Raw genomic sequence first — 17,863 nt, 5'->3', positions numbered from 1 at the left:
CAGCGAATAGTCTTAGGCGAAGGCCGCGCCCTGGCGGCCGGGCGAAGGAGGAGGCGGCGCGTGATCGAGCTCGAAGGGCTTCCCGAGCTCGTCGACCCGGTGCTCATCGCCGCGTTCGAAGGCTGGAACGACGCGGGCGAGGCGTCTAGCGGCGTGCTCGCGCACCTGGAGACCGAGTGGAAGGCCAGCCTGCTGGTGGCGCTGGACCCCGAGGACTACTACGACTTCCAGGTCACCCGCCCGATCGTCGAACTCGGCGAGGGCATGACGCGTTCGATCATCTGGCCGACGACGCGGCTGCTGTACGCCCGCCCGCCCGGCAGCGAGCGGGACGTGGTGCTGCTGCGCGGCATTGAGCCGAACATGCGCTGGCGCACGTTCTGCGCCGAGATCGTGGGCCTGTGCCACGAGCTGGGCGTGGAGCGGGCGGTGCTGCTGGGCGCGCTGCTCAACGACTCGCCGCACACCCGCCCGGTGCCGGTGGTCGGGACCGTGAGCGACCCGGGGCTGGCGCGCCGGCTGAACCTGGAGCAGACCCGGTACGAGGGCCCGACCGGGATCGTGGGCGTGCTCCAGCAGGCGCTGAGCTCGGCGGGCCTGGAGACGGTCTCGCTGTGGGCGTCGGTGCCGCACTACGTGGCCCAGCCGCCCAACCCGAAGGCGACGCTCGCCCTGCTGCGCCGCGTGGAGGACATGCTGGAGGTCCCGATGCCGCTGGGCGACCTGCCCGAGGAGGCGCGGGCCTGGGAGCGCGGCGTCGACGAGCTCGCCTCGCAGGACTCCGAGGTCGCCGAGTACGTCCGCGAGCTTGAGGAGCGCAAGGACGCCACCGAGCTGCCGGAGGCGAGCGGCGACGCCATCGCCGCCGAGTTCGAGCGCTACCTGCGCCGCCGCGACGGCGACAACGACCGCTGAGCGCCCGCCCCGCGCCGGGCGGACGCGGGCCGGCTATCCGGCCCGGCTGCCGTCGCGGCGCCGGATGGGGCCCGGCAGGTTCGCGGGGGCGTCGCGGCCGGTCGTGGCGAGGGCCTCGTCGTAGCGGGTCCAGACCAGGGCGGCCAGGTCGGCGTCGACGCCGAGCGGGGCCGTGACCAGGTCGGCGTCGCAGGACTCCAGCCGCCGCTGGAAGTGGCCGGGCGCCAGCAGGTAGGACGCGACCGCGACGCGCGGCGCGGGGCCGCGGCGCGTCAGGTCGAGGGCCTCGGTCACCGTGGGGCCTCCGGCGGACAGGAAGGCGGCGGTCACCGGGCGGGCGAGCCGTACCGACAGCAGGCGGGCGGCGGCGCGCACGTCCTCCAGGGCGCACGGGTCGGAGGAGCCCGCCGCGCCGAGGATCACCGCGTCGGCGGTGCGCAGCCCCGCCGACGCGAGGCGCCGGGTCAGCACCGAGGTGAGCAGGGGGTGCGGGCCGAGTTGCCGGGCGACCAGGGTGCCGGGCCGGGTCCTGGCGATCACGCTGGGCAGGTCGATGTGCACGTGGTAGCCGCCGGCCAGCAGCAGCGGCACCACGACCGCCGGGCCGCGCACGCCCGCCAGGACGTCCGGCAGCGGCGGGGAGCTGATCTCCAGGAAGCCGAGCTCCACGCGGCTGCCGGGGCGGAGCGCGCGCACGCGGGCGGCGAGCGCGGCGAGCACGGCCTCCCCCGCGGGGTCCCGGGTGCCGTGGGCCACGAGCACCAGGGTCCGCTGGAGGCCGCCCGGGGCCGGGTCGTCTCGTCCCCCCGCCTCGCGGGCGAGGCCCGCCGAGGCGGCCAGGGTGAGACGCGGGCGGTCGGTACTCAGCCCGCGCCGCGACCCGCGCCTCAACCCGCGCCCCCGCCGCCGTACGCCGGTCGTGCCGTCACTGCGCGCCGTCCCGGTCGCAGGAGAGCCGGTAGCCGCGCTTGACCACGGTCTCGACGATGCCGGACGGGCCGAGGGCCCGGCGCAGGCGGGTGATGGCCATCTCCACGGCGTGCTCGGCCGAATCCCTGGACGGGCCGCCGGGCAGCACCAGGCGCAGGTCGGCGCGGGAGACCACGTGCCCCGGCTTGTCGGCCAGGCGCTTGAGCACCGCCATCGGGGCCGGCGGCAGCGGCTTGAGCTCGCCGTCGACGACGACGGCGTGGCCGCGGATCTCCAGCCGGTGCCCGCCGGCGACCAGGCGGGTGACGCTGTGCTCGGGCAGGTGCCGGGCGAGCAGGCGGGCCAGCGCGCCCAGGCGCGAGCGTTCTGGCTGGATCACCGGTACGCCCCGGGAGACGAGCGGCCCCGCGGTGACCGGGCCCACGCAGGCGGTGACGACCGGCCCGCTGAAGGCGGCGAGCAGCGCGTCCTCCAGGCCCTCGGCGCGGGCGGCGTTGAGCATCGCCAGCACGGCCGGGGCGCTGGTGAAGGCGACCGCGTCGACCGATCCGGAGATCGCCTGGCTGACCAGGCGGCGCAGCGGCGAGGGGTCGCGGTAGGGCAGCCAGCGGTAGACGGGGACCTCGATGACGTCCGCGCCCGCCTCGCGCAGCGCGGAGACGAATCCGGTGAGCGGCTCCCCGTGCAGCTGCACGGCGATGCGCCGGCCGGTCAGGTCCTGTTCGAGCAGGTAGTCCTTGACCTCCTCGCAGGATTCGGAGTCGGGCGTCCAGTGGTCGTTGAGGCCGGCCGCGCGCACCGCGCCGCGCGCCTTGGGGCCGCGGGTGAGCAGCCGGGCGGCGTTCAGGTGCTCGGCGAGGTCGCCGGACAGGCCCCAGCCCTCGGCCGCGGCCATCCAGCCGCGGAAGCCCACGCCGGTGGTGACCACGACGTCGTGGATGGGCCCGGCCAGGCACTCGCGGGTGGCGGCGAGCAGGTCGGCGTCCTCTGACAGCGGCACCAGCCGGATGGCGGGCGCGCGGACGACGCGGGCGCCGCGCCGTTCGAGGAGGGCGGCGAACTCCTCCTTGCGGCGGGTCGCGGTCACCCCGATGGTGAAGCCGGCCAGGGCGTCGGGCGCGGTCTCCGGCGAGGTTTCCGATGAGAATTCCGACTGGCTCTCGGACGGGGTCAACGTCTCCTCCAGCAGCGCCGTCATCGGGCCCCCTCCGCCGGCCCGTGCGTTCGGCCGCGTCCGGCGGCCCGGGCCGGACCCGTGTCCGGGCGCACCCGCCTGCGCGGCAGCCCCGGGCTCGGTCCCCCGAGCCCCTCACCACTGTGCGTCATAAGATCTCCTTGTGTGCGTGAGTCCCCAGGCGGCGCGCCTGGGGACGGGTTCGCGGCGTCCCCGCCGCCGCGGCCGGAACGGGCCCGCCGTCCCGCCCGGCGCCGGGCGGCGTCCGGGGCGGGCCGGGAGGACCGGCCGGTGCCGCGAGGGCCGGTCCGCACCGCGCTGCGGGATGGGTCAACGGCCGACCTCCACCGCGCCGTCGTGGACGCGGACCGGGTAGACCGGCACGGCCGTCTCGGGGTCGTCCAGGCAGCGCCCGGTGACCAGGGAGAAGACCTGCTTGTGCATGGGCGAGGCCACGGTCGGCTCGCCTCGCCTGGTGCCCACGATGCCGCGGGAGAGCACGTAGGCGCCGCTGTAGGGATCGCGGTTCCCGATCGCGAAGAGCTCGCCGTCGAAGGTGCGGAAGATCGCGATCTGCTCGCCGTCCACCAGCACGCAGGCGCCGCGCTCGGGGAGCAGGTCGGTGTACGCGCAGACGGCGGTCCAGGCACCCGGGCGGGTCGCGGTCGCCGTGCTCGTGGTGGCCGTGCTCGTGGTGGTCACTGTGGTCGCCGTGGTCGCCGTGGTCGCCGTGGTCGCCGTGGTCGCCGTGGTCGCCGTGGTCATCGTGTCGAGCATCGTCATGATCGGACCATCTCCAATGGGATCAGGATGGGCTTGATCTGGTCGCGTTCGGTTTCGAAGACGATCGAGGGGTCGGGGGTGTCGGGCGCGTTGACGAAGCTGACGAAGCGGCGCAGCTTCTCCGGATCCTCGATGGTGGCGCGCCACTCGTCGACGTATCCGGCCACGTGCCGCTCCATCTGGGCGTCGAGGTCGGCGCAGATGCCCAGCGAGTCCTCCATGATCACCTCACGGAGGTAGTCGAGCCCGCCGTCCAGGGCCTCCAGCCAGGCGGCGGTACGCTGCAGCCGGTCGGCGGTGCGGATGTAGAACATCAGGAACCGGTCGATGGCGCGCACCAGGTCCTCGTCGGACAGGTCGGCGGCGAGCAGGTCGGCGTGGCGGGGCTTGAAGCCGCCGTTGCCGCCGACGTACAGGTTCCAGCCCTGCTCGGTGGCGATGACCCCGAAGTCCTTGCCGCGCGCCTCGGCGCACTCGCGGGCGCAGCCCGACACCGCCGCCTTGATCTTGTGCGGGGAGCGCAGGCCCCGGTAGCGCAGTTCGAGGGCGATGGCCATGCCGACCGAGTCCTGTACGCCGTACCGGCACCAGGTCGAGCCGACGCAGGACTTCACCGTGCGCAGCGCCTTGCCGTACGCGTGACCGGATTCGAAGCCGGCGTCGACCAGGCGCTTCCAGATCCGCGGGAGCTGCTCGACGCGGGCGCCGAACAGGTCGATGCGCTGGCCTCCGGTGATCTTGGTGTAGAGGCCGAAGTCGCGGGCCACCTCGCCGATGACGATGAGCTTCTCCGGGGTGATCTCGCCGCCGGGGATGCGCGGCACGACCGAGTAGGTGCCGTTCTTCTGGATGTTGGCGAGGAAGTGGTCGTTGGTGTCCTGCAGCGCGGCCTGCTCACCGTCGAGGATGTGGCCGTTGCCGAGGGAGGCGAGGATGGACGCGACCGTGGGCTTGCACACGTCGCAGCCGCGTCCGGTGCCGTGCTCGGCGATGAGCTGGGAGAAGGTGGTGATGCCGCGCACCCGCACGATGTCGAACAGCTCGGCCCTGCTGTAGGCGAAGTGCTCGCACAGCGCCTTGCCGACCTCCACGCCGGACTTGACGAGGATGGTCTGGAGCATCGGGACGCAGCTTCCGCAGGTGGTGCCGGCCCGGGTGCACTTCTTGATTGTGGCGACGTCGTCGCAGCCCTCGTCGGCGATGGCGGCGCGGATGCGCCCGGCGGTGACGTTGTTGCAGGAGCACACCTGCGCGTCGTCGGGGAGGTCCACGGCGACGCCGCCGGTCCCGGCGAACAGCAGCTCGGTCGGGCTGCCCGGCAGCTCGCGGCCCACCATCGGCCGCAGGCTGTCGTACGGCTTGGCGTCCCCGACGCAGATGCCGCCGAGCAGGGTGCGCGCGTCGTCGCTGACGAACAGCTTCTTGTACACGCCCTCGATCGGGTCCAGGTACGTCACGTCGAGCGCGCCCTCGGGGGTGATGTCGCCGAAGCTGGCCACGTCCACGCCGAGCAGCTTGAGCTTGGTGGACAGGTCGGCGGAGGTGAACTCGTCCGCGCCGCCGCAGATGCGGCCCGCGGCCACCTCGGCCTGGGTGAAGCACGGCCCGACCAGGCCGTAGACCATGCCGCCGACGAGCGCGCACTCGCCGATGGCGTAGATCGCCGGGTCGCTGGTACGCATGCCGGAGTCGACGGCGATGCCGCCGCGCGGGCCGACCTCCAGGCCGCAGCCGCGGGCCAGCTCGTCGCGGGGCCGTACGCCGGCGGAGAAGACCACCAGGTCGGTCTCGATGACCGCGCCGCCGGGCATGACCATGCGGGCCACCCGCCCGTCGGGCCCGGCCTCGACGCGCTCCACGCCCGCGCCGGTGTGCACGGTCAGCCCCAGGGCCTCGACGTGGCCGCGCAGCACCGCGCCGCCGCCCTCGTCCACCTGCCGGGGCATGAGCCAGGGGCTCATCTCGACGACGTGGGTGGCGAGCCCGAGCCCGCGCAGCGCGTCGGCGGCCTCCAGGCCGAGCAGGCCGCCGCCGACCACCACGCCCGCGGCGGCGTCCCGGGCCCGGTCCCGGATGGCGTCCAGGTCCTCGATGGTCCGGTAGACGAAGCATCCGGGCAGGTCGTGGCCGGGCACCGGCGGCACGAACGGCCTGGATCCGGTGGCGAGCACGAGCACGTCGTACGGCTCGGCGTGCCCGGAGGCGGTGAGCACCCGCCGGGCCTGGCGGTCGATGCCGGTCACCGGGTCGCCCAGCCGCAGCGTGACGTCCTCGGGCACCGGGTAGGTGAGGTCCTCGGCGCTCTTGCCGCCCAGGTAGGAGGTGAGCGCGACCCGGTCGTACGCGGGCCGGGGCTCCTCCCCCAGCACGGTGATCACGCCGCCGAACCCCAGGGCCTTCAGCTTCTCGATGAGCCGGTGCGCGGCCGGGCCGTGCCCGACGACGACGAGCCTCATCGCGTCCGTTCCGTTCCCGTTCGCCGCTACGGCGCTCACGCCGAAACCCCTTCCTGCTCGCACAGCCAGCCGACGATGCCCTCCACCGCGTCGCGGCAGCTCCCGCACCCGGTGGTGGCCCGGGTGGCGGCGGCCACGGCGTCGGCGTCCCGGGCGCCGGACTCCCAGCAGGCCCGGATCTGGCCCTTGGTCACGTTGTTGCACTGGCACACCTTGGCCGAGTCCGGCATGCGCACCGGGCTGTCGGCGACCGCGGCACCGCCGCCCACGCCGGGGAACAACAGCCCGGCCCGGTCGCCGGGCAGCGGGGCGCCCCGGTCGTACAACTGGGTGAGGGTGCCGACCGCCGGGCTCTCGCCGAGCAGGATCACCCCGACCAGCCGGTCGTCGCGGATGACGAGCTTGCGGTAGGTGCCGTTGCGACGGTGGCTGAAGCGGACGATCTCGGCGTCGTCCTCGGTCAGGTGCGTCTCCCCCATCGCGGCGAGCTCCACGCTGGCCGCCTTGAGCCGGGTGACCAGCCGCGAGCCGGTGTAGCGCGCGCCCGCGTCGGTCCCGGTGATCAGGTCGGCGACCACGCCCGCCTGCTCCCAGGCGGGGGCGACCAGGCCGTACACGGTGCCGGCGTGCTGGCAGCACTCCCCGATCGCGTAGATCGCCGGGTCGTCGGTGCGCATCTCGTCGTCGACGACGATGCCGCGCTCGACCTCCAGACCGGCCTCGCGGGCCAGCGCGGTGACGGGCCGCACGCCGCAGGCGAACACCACCAGGTCGGCCTCGATCGTCTCGCCGCCGGTCAGCTCGACCAGGTGGCCGGGGCCGTCGCCGCGGATGGCGGTGACGCTGGCGCCGGTGCGGATGTCCACGCCGAGCCCGGCGAGGGTCTGCCCCAGCACCAGCCCGGCCTCGGCGTCGAGCTGGCGTTCCATCAGGTGCTCGGCGAGGTGGACCAGGGTGACCGGCATGCCGCGCCCGGCCAGGCCGCGCGCCGCCTCGACGCCGAGCAGCCCGCCGCCGACGACGACGGCGCGGCGGGCGGTCTGCGCCTCCTTGACGATGCGCTCGCAGTCGTCGAGCGTGCGAAAGGCGACGGCCCGCTCGGCGCCCTCGATCGGCGGCACCACCGGCTCGCTGCCGAGGGCCAGCACGAGGATGTCGTACGGCTCGCGCGTCCCGTCGGCCGCCACGACCGTCCTGGCCTCGCGGTCGATCGCCGTCACCTCGACGCCGAGGCGGGCGGTGACGTCGTGCTCGCCGTACCAGGAGGGGTCGAGCAGCCGCACCTGGTCGGGCCGGGAGGTGCCGGCGACCACGTTGGACAGCAGCACCCGGTTGTACGGTTGCCACGCCTCGGCGCCGAAGACGGTGATCCGGATGTTCCTGTCGCGGGCGCGCACCTCGCCGACCAGGCGCGAGCCCGCCATGCCGTTGCCGACGACGACCAGCCTGGGCGGCCGACCCCGGTGCCGTTGACCGTTCCTCATGCGACCCTCTCCAGCCTGACCGCGCAGACCTTGAACTCCGGCATGCGCGAGTGGGGATCCAAAGCGGCGTTGGTGAGCAGGTTGGCGCGGGCGTTCCCGGCCCAGTGGAATGGCATGAACACGGTGTCGGAGCGGATGGCGGAACTGATCCTGGCGACGCCCTCGGCGGCGCCGCGCCGGCTGATCACCCGGACCCGCTCGCCCGGATTGATCTCCAGGCGCTCGGCGAGGTCGGGGTGGAGCTCGACGAAGACCTCGGGGGCGGCCTCATTGAGCGGGCGGATCCTGCGGGTCTGCGCCCCGCTCTGGTACTGGGCGAGCACCCTCCCGGTGGTCAGGTAGATCGGGTAGTGCTCGTCGACGTCCTCGACGGGGGCCCGATGCTCGACGGGCACGAACCGGGCCCGGCCGTCGGGGGTGGGGAAGCGGTCGAGAAACGGCCTCGGCGTGCCCGGGTGGTCCTCGCCGGGGCAGGGCCAGAACACGCCGGTCTCGGCCTCGATGCGCTCGTAGGTGATGCCGGCGTAGTCGGCGACCCCGCCGGCGGAGGCCCGGCGCAACTCGTCGAAGACCGTGCGCGGGTCCTCGGGGAAGCCCGCGGGGTCGTGCCCGAGGCGGCGGGCGAGCCCGGAGATGACGGCGAGGTCGCCGCGCACCCCCGCAGGCGGGGCGACGGCCCGGCGGCGCAGCAGGACCCGGCCCTCCAGGTTGGTCATGGTGCCGGTCTCCTCGGCCCACTGGGTGGCCGGGAGCACCACGTCGGCCATCGCGGCGGTCTCCGACAGCACCAGGTCGGAGACGATCAGCAGGTCGAGCGCGGCCAGCCGTCCGGTGACGTGCCCGGCGCGGGGGGCGGAGACGACCGGGTTGGAGCCGAGCAGCAGCAGGCCCTTGGGCCCGGCGGGGGTGCCGAGGGCGTCCAGCAGCTCGTACGCCGAGCGGCCGGGCCCGGGCAGGTCGGCCGGATCGACGCCCCAGACCCGCGCGACGTGCTCGCGGGCGGCGGGGTCGTCGATGCGCCGGTAGCCGGGCAGCTGGTCGGCCTTCTGCCCGTGCTCGCGCCCGCCCTGGCCGTTGCCCTGGCCGGTGACGCAGCCGTAGCCGGAGCCGGGGCGGCCGGGCAGCCCGAGGGCGAGGGCGAGGTTGATGAACGCGGTGGCGGTGTCGGTGCCCTTGGCGTGCTGCTCCGCGCCCCGGCCGGTGAGGATCATGGCGTCGCGGGCGGCGGCGAGCATGCGCACGGCCTCGCGCATGCTCGCGGCGGGGACCCCGGTGACGCGCTCGGCCCGCTCGGGCCACCACGCCGACACACAGGTGCGCACGGCGTCGAAGCCGGTGGTGCGCCGGTCGATGTACGCCTCGTCGACGTGCCCCTCGGCGATGGCGATGTGCAGCAGGCCGAGCGCGAGCGCGAGGTCGGTGCCCGGGGTGATCTGCAGGTGCAGGTCGGCCAGCTTGGCGGTGGCGGTGAGCCGGGGATCGACGACGATCAGGCGGCCGCCGTTGTCGCGCATGCAGGCCAGGTGCCGTACGAACGGCGGCATGGTCTCGGCGAGGTTGCCGCCGGCGAGCAGGACCGCGCCCGCCTTCGCGACGTCGGTGATCGGAAAGGGGAGCCCCCGGTCCATGCCGAAGGCCCGGTTGGCGGCCGCGGCGGCCGAGGACATGCAGAACCGGCCGTTGTAGTCGATCTGGCTGGTGCGCAGCACCACGCGGGCGAACTTGCCGAGCAGGTAGGCCTTCTCGTTGGTGAGGCCGCCGCCGCCGAACACCGCCATGCCGTCGGCGCCGTGCTCGGCCTGGATCGCGGCGATCCGGGCGGCGGCGAAGTCGAGGGCCTCGTCCCAGCCCGCCGGCCGCAGCGGCGCGTCGCGGCGCTCGCGCAGCAGGGGCGTGGTGAGGCGGCCGGGGCCGGTGAGCAGCTCGGCGGCGGTCCAGCCCTTCTGGCACAGGCCGCCGGAGTTGGCGGGGACGTCCTCGCGCGGCGTGATCGTGATCGCGCCGGGGAGGCCGCCGGGGCCGGCCGTGCTCACCCGGCCCACCCGCATTCCGCACTGCAGCGCGCAGTACGGGCAGTGGGTGGGCGTGCCGGCGTCCGCCTGTGGCATCACAGGCCCCGCCGGGCTTAGTGAGGCCATCGGCATGCGTCCGATGGTGCTTATAGGGGGTTTCACCGCTGGGTCCCTTCTGTTACCGCTGTGCTACAAGGCGCTAACCGAATTCACACCGGGTCGGCCCCACAGTGAGGCGGCTCCGCTGTGAGGCCGGCGGGCGTGCGAAGGCGTGTGCGTCCGGAGTGCGATCGGGGTGCGGGGATGCGCGGCGCTCCGCCGGTGGCCTGCGCCGATCGGGTTTCCACCGGCTCGCCGACGCCCCGGTGGGCCGTACGGCCCGCCGGGGCTGGGTGGTGAGGCTGGGTGGTGGGGTCGGATATGGGGTCGTTTCGGCGCCGCCGGGGTCAGACCCGTGCGGCGGCGAGGCTGGGGGCGAACCGCACGCCGACGGTACGCAGGTAGCACCACCAGGTGACGGCGAAGCAGATGGCGTAGAAGGCGGCGAAGGCGATCAGGGCGGCGCTCGCCCCGCCGGTGGCGGCGATCGAGGTGCCGAAGCCGCGGTTGATGAAGAATCCGCCGAAGGCGCCGATCGCCGAGATGATGCCGATCGCGGCCGAGCTGTTGCGCTTGCCGGTCAGCAGCGCCGCCGCGTACGCCTTCTCGTCGGCCGGGGAGACGCCCTCGACGGCCTTCGCCCGGAAGATCGCGGGGATCATGCGGTAGGTGGAGCCGTTACCGACGCCGGTGGTGGTGACGAGCAGCATGTAGGCGCCGAAGAACAGCCAGACGTTGTGGGCGTTGAGGCCGGCGCCGACGAGCGCGACCGCGCCGATCATCGCGGCGAAGTTCCACAGCGTCACCCGCGCGCCGCCCATGCGGTCCGACAGCAGCCCGCCGAGCGGCCGTACCAGGGAGCCGACGAGCGCGCCGAGGAAGGCCAGGCCGACCAGGCCGCCGTACTCCGGGAACTGGCTGTTGATCAGCAGCGGGAAGGCGGTGGTGTAGCCGATGAACGACCCGAAGGTGCCGATGTAGAGGAAGGACATGATCCACGTCTGCGCCTTGCCGGCCACCCGCATCTGCTCGCGCGGGTCGGCCTTGGCGGTGGTGAGGTTGTCCATGAACAGCCAGGCGCAGACCGTGGCGGCGATGATGAACGGCACCCAGAACAGCCCGGCCGCCGCCAGGCCGAACCCGGCGATCACCAGCGGCATGACGAGCTGCACGGAGCTGACGCCGATGTTGCCCCCGGCGGCGTTGAGGCCGAGCGCCCAGCCCTGCCGCTTCTCGGGGTAGAAGTAGGTGATGTTGGCCATGCTGGAGGCGAAGTTGCCGCCGCCGAACCCCGCCGTCACCGCGATCACCAGGAACAGCCAGTACGGCGTGCCGGGGTTGCTCACCGCCACCGCGAGCAGCACCGCGGGGATCAGCAGCAGCGCCGCGCTCACCGTGGTCCAGTTCCGCCCGCCGAACTTGGCCGGGGCGAACGTGTACGGCAGGCGCAGGGCCGAGCCGACGAGGTTGGGCAGCGCGACGATCCAGAAGAGCTGGTCGGTGGAGAACTCGTAGGCGCTGAGCTTGACCGCGACGATGCTCCACACCGTCCACAGGGTGAAGCCCAGGTGCTCGGCGAGGATGGAGAAGATCAGGTTGCGGCGGGCGACCTTCTTGCCGGTGGTCTCCCAGAATGCGGGGTCGTCCGGGCGCCAGTCGCTGATCCAGCGCCCCTTGGTCGGTCCCTTCCCGTCGCCGGTCCGGGCCACGTCGGCCACCGTCATCGTTCCTCCCGCGAGTGTGGCTTCTCGGCCTGTTCGGTTACCGAAGCTAGGAGGAGGTGGTTACGCACCTTGACGCATCGTGACCGTGCGCCGGTTACATGTAACGCACCGGCGTAACACGCAATCCACACGTTTCACCTGGGCAACACGGCCGAAACACCGCCAAGATCGCGGGGCGGGGCGGCGTGACGATACGGTTGGTGTCCGGAGGGGCGGGGAAGCTCTTCCAGTGTCGTCACGGCTTCGGGGAGTGGGGTTGGCCACAAGGGGCGAGGGAACCGCAGGCGCCAGGCATCGGATCCGGCTGTTCGACGATCCGGTGCTGCGATCGGTGTGCGAACCGGTGGTGACGTTCGACCGATCCGTCCGCGACCTGGTGAAATCCCTGCATCACCTGATGCGCGCGGGGGTGGGGCGCGCCGGGCTGGCCGCCCCGCAGGTCGGCGTCCCGCTTCGCGTGGTCGCCTTCGACGTGGACGGCCGAAGCGGCCACCTGGTGAACCCCAGGCTCGAACTCGCCGACCGCCGGGTCACCGCCGACGAGGCCTGCCTGTCGGCGCCCGGGCTGTGGTTTCCGTTGGAACGTGCCTTCTCGGTGGTGGCGCGTGGCCGGGACATGTACGGCAAGCCGCAGACCATCCGGGCGATCGGCACCCTGGCCCGCGTCCTGCAGCACGAGGTCGACCACCTCGACGGCGTCCTGTTCGTCGACCGCCTCCCCGAGGAGGAGCGGCGGCGCTTCCTGACGGCGTTCGCCGAGTCCCGCGCGACCGCCGGGAACGAATCCCCGTAACGGACGCCGGGGCGGGCGGCCCGATACTCGTGGCCGTAACACGCCCGCCCCGCACGCGATCACTCTGCGTCGATCAGGGCGACGCGATGATCGCTTACAGAACGTTTTGCTACAGGGCGATGCCGAGCAGGGCGTCGACGAGGTCGCGGACGAGCGCGGGGGCGTCCGGATCGTCGCCGTCGGCGGCGGCCCAGGCGTCGACGGCGGCCAGGGCGGCGACCGTGTCGAGGTCGTCGGCGAGGCGGTCGCGGACCTGCGCGAGCGACGGCAGGGCGTCCGGCCCCCGGTCGCGGGCGACGGCGGCACGCCAGCGCTCCAGGCGCTCGGTGGCGGCGCGGCCGAGGGCGGGGGTCCACTCCCAGTCGGCGCGGTAGTGGTGGGACAGCAGCGCGAGGCGGATCGCCATCGGGTCGAGATCGTTGCGCAGCGCGGAGACGAACACCAGGTTGCCCCGCGACTTGGACATCTTCTCCCCGTCGAGGGCGACCATGCCGCTGTGCGCGACGCCCTTGGCGAACGGCCACTCCCCCGTGGCGACGTGCCCCTCGCTCGCGCCCATCTCGTGGTGCGGGAAGATCAGATCGCTGCCGCCGCCCATCAGGTCGAACCCGGGGCCGAGGTTGTTCAGGGCGATCGCGGTGCACTCGATGTGCCAGCCGGGGCGGCCGGGGCCGAGCGGCGAGGGCCAGGACGGCTCGCCGGGGCGCTCGGCGCGCCACAGCAGCCAGTCGAGCCGGTTGCGCTTGCCGGGGCGGTCCGGGTCGCCGCCGCGCTCGGCGAACAGGTCCAGCATCTCGGCCTCGGAGTATCCGGACACCGCGCCGAACTTCGGCGCGGCGGCCACCGAGAAGTACACGTCGCCGTCGAGGTCGTAGGCCGCGCCCTTCTCCCTGAGCCGGACGACCAGCTCGGCGATCTGGTCGATCACCTCGGTGACGGCGACGTACTCCCGCGGCGGGATGACCCGCAGCGCCGCCATGTCCGCCCGGTACTTGTCGGTCTCGCCCGCGGCGAGGTCGCGCCAGTCGACGCCGTCCCGCTCGGCACGCTCAAGCAGTGGATCGTCCACGTCGGTGGCGTTCTGCACGTAGTGGACCGGATGTCCGGCGTCCCGCCACACGCGGTTCACCAGGTCGAACGTCACGTAGGTGTTGGCGTGACCGAGGTGGGTGGCGTCGTAGGGGGTGACGCCGCAGACGTACATGCGGGCCTCCCCCTCTCCGGGGCCGACCGGGCGGGTCTCTCGGGCGGCGGTGTCGAACAACCGCAGGCGACGACCTGCTCCGGGCAGGTGAGGAAGCTTGGGCGCGGACCACGAACGCATATGCCAGAGCCTATATCCGCCCTGGTCGGTTCGGATCACCCCGGGGTGTCCGTTTTCACGCCCTCCCCTCGCACACCACGCGTTCCGGTTCAGGGCATCGCGGCGGCCGGGTCCTCGCCGAGCACGGGGTACCAGGTCGAGGGGTCGTCGGGCCGGGGGCAGAAGTCGTAGCGCACGCCGCCCGGCGCGAGGGCCAGCAGGGTGATCGAGGACGTTCCCCAGACGCCCCGCTCGCCGAGATCGTGGCGGACCACGAGCGCCCGGGGGTCGTCGACCGGGATCCCCTCCCCCGACGCGAGATCCCGCCACCGGCGCCACCGGCGCTCCGCGTCATCCTCTCGAAGCGCGGCCGGGCGTGGGCCCGAGCCGACGGGCCAGGCGGCGCTGAAAAGAGGGCGGAAGTGGGCGACGCGCTCGTTCTCGTCGCCGCGCTCCCAGCCGCTGTTCACGATGATGTGGACGCCCTCGGGGAGCTTGTCCTCCGTCAGCACCTCGCCGTCCCAGTGCCACAGCCGTACGCCGGTGGGCTCGGCGAGCACCAGGTGAAAGGGGTCGTAGTGGGCGGGGTCCCGGTCGGGCAGGTCACCGGCCCGTACGGCGAGCAGCGGCAGTTCGCCCCGCGAGCGGCGCCGGTCCTCGGGCGCGGGGGCGCCGCGCCCGTTCAGCAGGGCCGCGGCCCGGGGCAGGGCGGGATCGACGGCCAGCCAGGTGCCGCCGGCCAGCAGGTCGAGCCCGCCGATCACGCCGGGATGGTCAGGCCAGTGCCGGTCCGGGGGGAGCCACGCGCGCCCGGCGAACTCGTCGCGGACGCCCACCAGCATGAGTGGTATGTCCGCTTCCGGGGCGAAACCGAGGACAACCGTACACACGCCCGTTCCCTCCAGATTTGGTAGAGATGGTCACTCCCGAAGAGTAGACCTGTCCCTCTGGAGCGAAGCAGGCGCGGGTCAGATGGGCGGCCAGGGGATCGCGGGCCAGTCCTCCGATGGGAAAGGGTGGATGCCGGTGTCGAGGAGGCGGCGGACCCGGTCCCAGGTCGCCTCGACCTCGGCGTGGGTGAGCAGTTCGCGCAGGCGGCGGCCGAGACGGCCGCGCTCCATCTCCTGCTCGATCCGGACCAGGACCTTCACCGCGTCCCGGGGCAGCGGCTTGCCCTGCCACTGCCACAGCACGGTGCGCAGCTTGTCCTCGGTGGAGAAGCAGACGCCGTGGTCCACGCCGTACACGTGCCCGTCGGACAGCGGCAGCAGGTGCCCGCCCTTGCGGTCGGCGTTGTTGACGATCGCGTCGAACACGGCCAGGCGGCGCAGGGCCGGATTGCGGCTGCGCATCAGCGACATCAGGTCGATCTCGGCGTCGCTGTCGATCCAGAGCTGGACCATGCCCATGCCGAAGGGGCCGTCGCGGTAGACGGTCGGGGGCACGATCCGCCACCCGGTCGCGGCGGACACCTCGTAGGCGGCGACCTCGCGGGCCGCGAGCGTGCCGTCGGGGAAGTCCCACAGCGGGCGCTCGCCGCGCACCGGCTTGTACACGCACGCCGCGACGGTGTCGCCGAGCCGGATGCCGCAGTAAAGCGTCATGTTGGTCGCCTCGACCAGGCGGCCGGCCACCTCCAGGGTGCCCTCGCGGAGCAGGCGCATGGCTGCGGCGTCGTCGAGCTCGGTGCTCCCCGAGCTCGGGCCGGAGGGGAAACTCAGCGTGGGGTCGCTTTCTGCGCTCACCGGGCACTCACCGGATCTCCTGGGGACGGTGACCGTTCAGTCGCACGCAGATGTGCCCCTCGGCGTCGAGGGGCTGGCCGCACAGCGGGCAGGGCGGACGGCCGGCGGCGACGATCTCCAGCGCCCGCTTGGTGAACGCGCGGGCCTGGCCGGGGCTGAGCCGTACGCGCAGGACGGCGGGCTCGGGGCGGTCGTCGTCGGCGAGGCCCTCCTCGTCGTCCTCGTCGTCCTCGGTGACCTCCTGGGCCTCGATGACGACCTGGGAGGTCTCGGGGTCCCAGGCCAGCGCCATCGTGCCGACGCGGAAGTCCTCGTCGATGGGGAGGTCCAGGGGGGCCTTGTCGGCCAGCTCGGCGGGGGCCATCGCGGGCACGGGGGCACGCCCGCCGCTTCTGCGGAGCACCTCGTCGAGGAGCTCGTCGAGCCGGTCGGCGAGCACGGCCACCTGGAACTTCTCCAAGCCGACGGTGGTGATCCGGCCCGCGGCGCGGGCCTGCAGGAAGAAGGCGCGTGAGCCCGGTTGCCCAACGGCACCGGCCACGAACCTGTCTGGCGGATCGTAGTCGAAGACCGGCATAACCCAGACCTTACGTGGTCCCGGCTCCGCCGCCGACCGCGGCATCGCTCTCGGTGAGGTTTCCTCCCCCATCTTGGTCCACCGAACCCTCGTTTGGGGACTCCACTGGGATGATATTTCCGATTTCTCCGCCGACGTCGTTCATCCTGATGAGGAAGGGACGCAAGGGGGTGTAGCGAATCACGGTGAGCGAGGCGGGGTCGGCGGTGATGCGCTGGAACTGGTCCAGGTGCAGCCCCAGCGCGTCGGCGACGATCGCCTTGATCACGTCCCCGTGGCTGCAGACCAGATACACCGCCTTCTCGCCGAGGCGGGCGTTCCAGTCGCGCACGGCGGCGACCGCTCGGTGCTGCATCGCGGTCATCGACTCCCCGCCGGGGAACGTCGCCGCGCTCGGATGCGCCTGCACCACCCGCCACAGCGGCTCCTTGGCCAGCTCCTCCAGTTTTCGGCCGGTCCACTCCCCGTAGCCGCACTCGCCGAACCGGTCGTCCACCGCCGCCTCGAGGCCGCGCCCCTCGGTCACCGCCGCCGCGGTCTCCCGGCAGCGCTCCAGCGGACTGGTCACGATCGCGTCGAGGGGGAGATCCCGCAGCCGCCCGGCCAGGTCCTCGGCCTGCGCGCGTCCTCGTTCGCTCAGATGTACGCCCGGCGTCCACCCGGCGAGCACCGGACCGGTCATATCGGTCAGGCCGTGCCGTACCAACAGGAGCGTCGTCACGACAGACAGCTTATGCCTCCCCCGCGATCACTAGTGCGGGCGAGGCTTCGGCCCGGCCCGCGGCGGACGTCGTAGGTCTGCAGACCCGGCCGATGCCTCTCTAGTACTCTGGGCCGACCATGGATCAGCGTTTTGTCGGGCGTAGCGGTCTATCTGTGTCCCGCATCGGGCTCGGCACGATGACCTGGGGGCGGGACACCGGCGTCGAGGAGGCATCCGCCCAGATCACGGCGTTCGTCGACGCGGGGGGCACGCTGATCGACACCGCCGACGTGTACGGCGGCGGCGACGCCGAGCTGCTGCTGGGGCGGCTGATCCACGACCTGGTGCCGCGCGCGGATCTGGTGCTGGCCACCAAGGCCGTGCTGACGCCGGACGGGCCGCGCTCGCGCAACGCCTCGCGCCGCCATCTGATCTCCGCGCTGGACGCGTCCCTGGAGCGGCTGGGGCTCGACGACGTCGACCTGTGGCAGTTGCACGCCTTCGATCCCGAGGTGCCGCTGGAGGAGACGCTCGCCGCCGTGGATACCGCCGTCTCCTCCGGGCGCACGGCGTACGCGGGGGTCTGCAACTACACCGGGTGGCAGCTCGCGGCGGCGGCGGTCTGGCAGCAGGCGGTGGCGGGGCGGGCGCCGATCGTGTCGGCGCAGACCGAGTACTCGCTGCTGGCCCGGGAGGCCGAGCGCGAGCTGCTGCCCGCGGCCGAGCACGTGGGGGCCGGGGTGCTGGCCGGGTCGCCGCTGGGGCGGGGGGTGCTGACCGGCAAGTACCGCACGGGCATCCCCGCCGACTCGCGGGCGGCCACCCCGCATTTCGCCGAATTCGTCCGCCCCTATTTGGGCGAACGCAGCCGCAGGATCGTCGAGTCGGTCACCACGGCGGCCGAAGGGCTGGGCGTCTCGCCGCTGGCGGTGGCGCTGGCGTGGGTGCGCGACCAGCCGGGCGTCTCCGCCGTGATCGTCGGAGCCCGCACGCACGCGCAACTGACCGGCGTGCTGGAGGCCGAGGAGCTCACCCTCCCGCAGGAGATCCGCCAGGCGCTGGACGACGTCTCCAGCGCCGAATAAGAGTCCATCTCACGTATTACACATCCATACCGATAGCCGTCTTGCTCCAGAAACCGTCGGCAGGTGGGCAAACACTGACC

The 17,863-nt window shown here is 73.3% G+C and carries 15 protein-coding genes; 3 read left to right on the top strand and 12 right to left on the bottom strand.

The window, feature by feature from the left end:
- Positions 1-60: 60 nt before the first annotated feature.
- Entirely contained in the window at positions 61-915 is an 855-nt protein-coding gene (locus AB0K60_RS17705) for a PAC2 family protein (protein ID WP_364055334.1), read from the top strand.
- A gap of 33 nt (positions 916-948) precedes the next feature.
- On the opposite strand, the gene AB0K60_RS17700 is transcribed toward AB0K60_RS17705, so the two are convergent.
- The 7 genes from AB0K60_RS17700 to AB0K60_RS17670 form a co-directional block, all read right to left on the bottom strand.
- The gene (locus AB0K60_RS17700; protein WP_364055331.1) at positions 949-1,806 is read right to left on the bottom strand and encodes a sirohydrochlorin chelatase; all 858 of its coding nucleotides are present in this window, start codon (positions 1,804-1,806) and stop codon (positions 949-951) included.
- Between the two features lie 34 nt (positions 1,807-1,840).
- Positions 1,841-3,043, bottom strand: a complete 1,203-nt coding sequence (locus AB0K60_RS17695; RefSeq protein WP_364055328.1) for a uroporphyrinogen-III synthase — start codon at positions 3,041-3,043, stop codon at positions 1,841-1,843.
- A gap of 306 nt (positions 3,044-3,349) precedes the next feature.
- The gene (nirD, locus tag AB0K60_RS17690) at positions 3,350-3,802 is read right to left on the bottom strand and encodes a nitrite reductase small subunit NirD (RefSeq protein WP_364055325.1); all 453 of its coding nucleotides are present in this window, start codon (positions 3,800-3,802) and stop codon (positions 3,350-3,352) included.
- Positions 3,799-6,258 carry a nitrite reductase large subunit NirB gene (gene nirB, locus AB0K60_RS17685; protein WP_364055857.1) on the bottom strand — a complete coding sequence of 820 codons (2,460 nt, stop codon included), beginning with the start codon at positions 6,256-6,258 and terminating at the stop codon, positions 3,799-3,801. Before nirB ends, nirD begins: the two co-directional genes overlap by 4 nt.
- A gap of 35 nt (positions 6,259-6,293) precedes the next feature.
- Positions 6,294-7,742 carry an FAD-dependent oxidoreductase gene (locus AB0K60_RS17680; RefSeq protein WP_364055322.1) on the bottom strand — a complete coding sequence of 483 codons (1,449 nt, stop codon included), beginning with the start codon at positions 7,740-7,742 and terminating at the stop codon, positions 6,294-6,296.
- Entirely contained in the window at positions 7,739-9,850 is a 2,112-nt protein-coding gene (locus tag AB0K60_RS17675) for a molybdopterin oxidoreductase family protein (RefSeq protein ID WP_364055319.1), read from the bottom strand. The genes AB0K60_RS17680 and AB0K60_RS17675 overlap by 4 nt, the downstream gene beginning before the upstream one ends.
- A 350-nt stretch (positions 9,851-10,200) precedes the next feature.
- Positions 10,201-11,577 carry an MFS transporter gene (locus AB0K60_RS17670; RefSeq protein WP_364055316.1) on the bottom strand — a complete coding sequence of 459 codons (1,377 nt, stop codon included), beginning with the start codon at positions 11,575-11,577 and terminating at the stop codon, positions 10,201-10,203.
- Positions 11,578-11,833: 256 nt separating this feature from the next.
- Here AB0K60_RS17670 and AB0K60_RS17665 point away from each other — a divergent pair, with 256 nt between their 5' ends.
- Positions 11,834-12,370: a peptide deformylase gene (locus AB0K60_RS17665; RefSeq protein ID WP_364055313.1), complete on the top strand. Its 537-nt coding sequence runs from the start codon at positions 11,834-11,836 to the stop codon at positions 12,368-12,370.
- Positions 12,371-12,479: 109 nt separating this feature from the next.
- Here AB0K60_RS17665 and mshC read toward each other — a convergent pair whose 3' ends face one another.
- The 5 genes from mshC to AB0K60_RS17640 all read right to left on the bottom strand — a co-directional run bounded on the left by mshC (position 12,480) and on the right by AB0K60_RS17640 (position 16,716).
- Positions 12,480-13,694, bottom strand: a complete 1,215-nt coding sequence (gene mshC, locus AB0K60_RS17660; protein ID WP_364055310.1) for a cysteine--1-D-myo-inosityl 2-amino-2-deoxy-alpha-D-glucopyranoside ligase — start codon at positions 13,692-13,694, stop codon at positions 12,480-12,482.
- An 89-nt stretch (positions 13,695-13,783) separates the two neighbouring features.
- A complete protein-coding gene (locus AB0K60_RS17655; RefSeq protein ID WP_364055307.1) occupies positions 13,784-14,563 on the bottom strand; it encodes an NRDE family protein in 780 nt (259 codons plus the stop codon).
- 78 nt (positions 14,564-14,641) lie between these two features.
- Entirely contained in the window at positions 14,642-15,418 is a 777-nt protein-coding gene (locus tag AB0K60_RS17650) for an SCO1664 family protein (protein WP_364055304.1), read from the bottom strand.
- Positions 15,419-15,425: 7 nt separating this feature from the next.
- Positions 15,426-15,995 (bottom strand): DUF3090 domain-containing protein, encoded by a 570-nt coding sequence (locus AB0K60_RS17645; RefSeq protein ID WP_364055301.1) that lies wholly within the window; start codon positions 15,993-15,995, stop codon positions 15,426-15,428.
- A 10-nt stretch (positions 15,996-16,005) separates the two neighbouring features.
- Positions 16,006-16,716, bottom strand: coding sequence for a histidine phosphatase family protein (locus AB0K60_RS17640; RefSeq protein ID WP_364055298.1), 711 nt, complete (start codon positions 16,714-16,716; stop codon positions 16,006-16,008).
- 119 nt (positions 16,717-16,835) lie between these two features.
- Between AB0K60_RS17640 and AB0K60_RS17635 the strand changes: the two genes are divergently transcribed.
- Entirely contained in the window at positions 16,836-17,783 is a 948-nt protein-coding gene (locus AB0K60_RS17635) for an aldo/keto reductase (protein WP_364055295.1), read from the top strand.
- Positions 17,784-17,863 lie beyond the last annotated feature (80 nt).

It is taken from the genome of Thermopolyspora sp. NPDC052614, assembly GCF_040678635.1.
GTDB lineage: Bacteria > Actinomycetota > Actinomycetes > Streptosporangiales > Streptosporangiaceae > Thermopolyspora.
This window is presented reverse-complemented; position numbering and strand designations above follow the sequence as displayed.

Bases quoted from the DNA above. Each gene is read 5' to 3' on its own strand.
- AB0K60_RS17695 (WP_364055328.1), bottom strand. From the start codon at position 3,043: ATGACGGCGCTGCTGGAGGAGACGTTGACCCCGTCCGAGAGCCAGTCG.
- nirD (WP_364055325.1), bottom strand. From the start codon at position 3,802: ATGACGATGCTCGACACGATGACCACGGCGACCACGGCGACCACGGCG.
- nirB (WP_364055857.1), bottom strand. From the start codon at position 6,258: ATGAGGCTCGTCGTCGTCGGGCACGGCCCGGCCGCGCACCGGCTCATC.
- AB0K60_RS17680 (WP_364055322.1), bottom strand. From the start codon at position 7,742: ATGAGGAACGGTCAACGGCACCGGGGTCGGCCGCCCAGGCTGGTCGTC.
- AB0K60_RS17675 (WP_364055319.1), bottom strand. From the start codon at position 9,850: ATGCCACAGGCGGACGCCGGCACGCCCACCCACTGCCCGTACTGCGCG.
- AB0K60_RS17670 (WP_364055316.1), bottom strand. From the start codon at position 11,577: ATGACGGTGGCCGACGTGGCCCGGACCGGCGACGGGAAGGGACCGACC.
- mshC (WP_364055310.1), bottom strand. From the start codon at position 13,694: ATGCGTTCGTGGTCCGCGCCCAAGCTTCCTCACCTGCCCGGAGCAGGT.
- AB0K60_RS17645 (WP_364055301.1), bottom strand. From the start codon at position 15,995: ATGCCGGTCTTCGACTACGATCCGCCAGACAGGTTCGTGGCCGGTGCC.
- AB0K60_RS17635 (WP_364055295.1), top strand. From the start codon at position 16,836: ATGGATCAGCGTTTTGTCGGGCGTAGCGGTCTATCTGTGTCCCGCATC.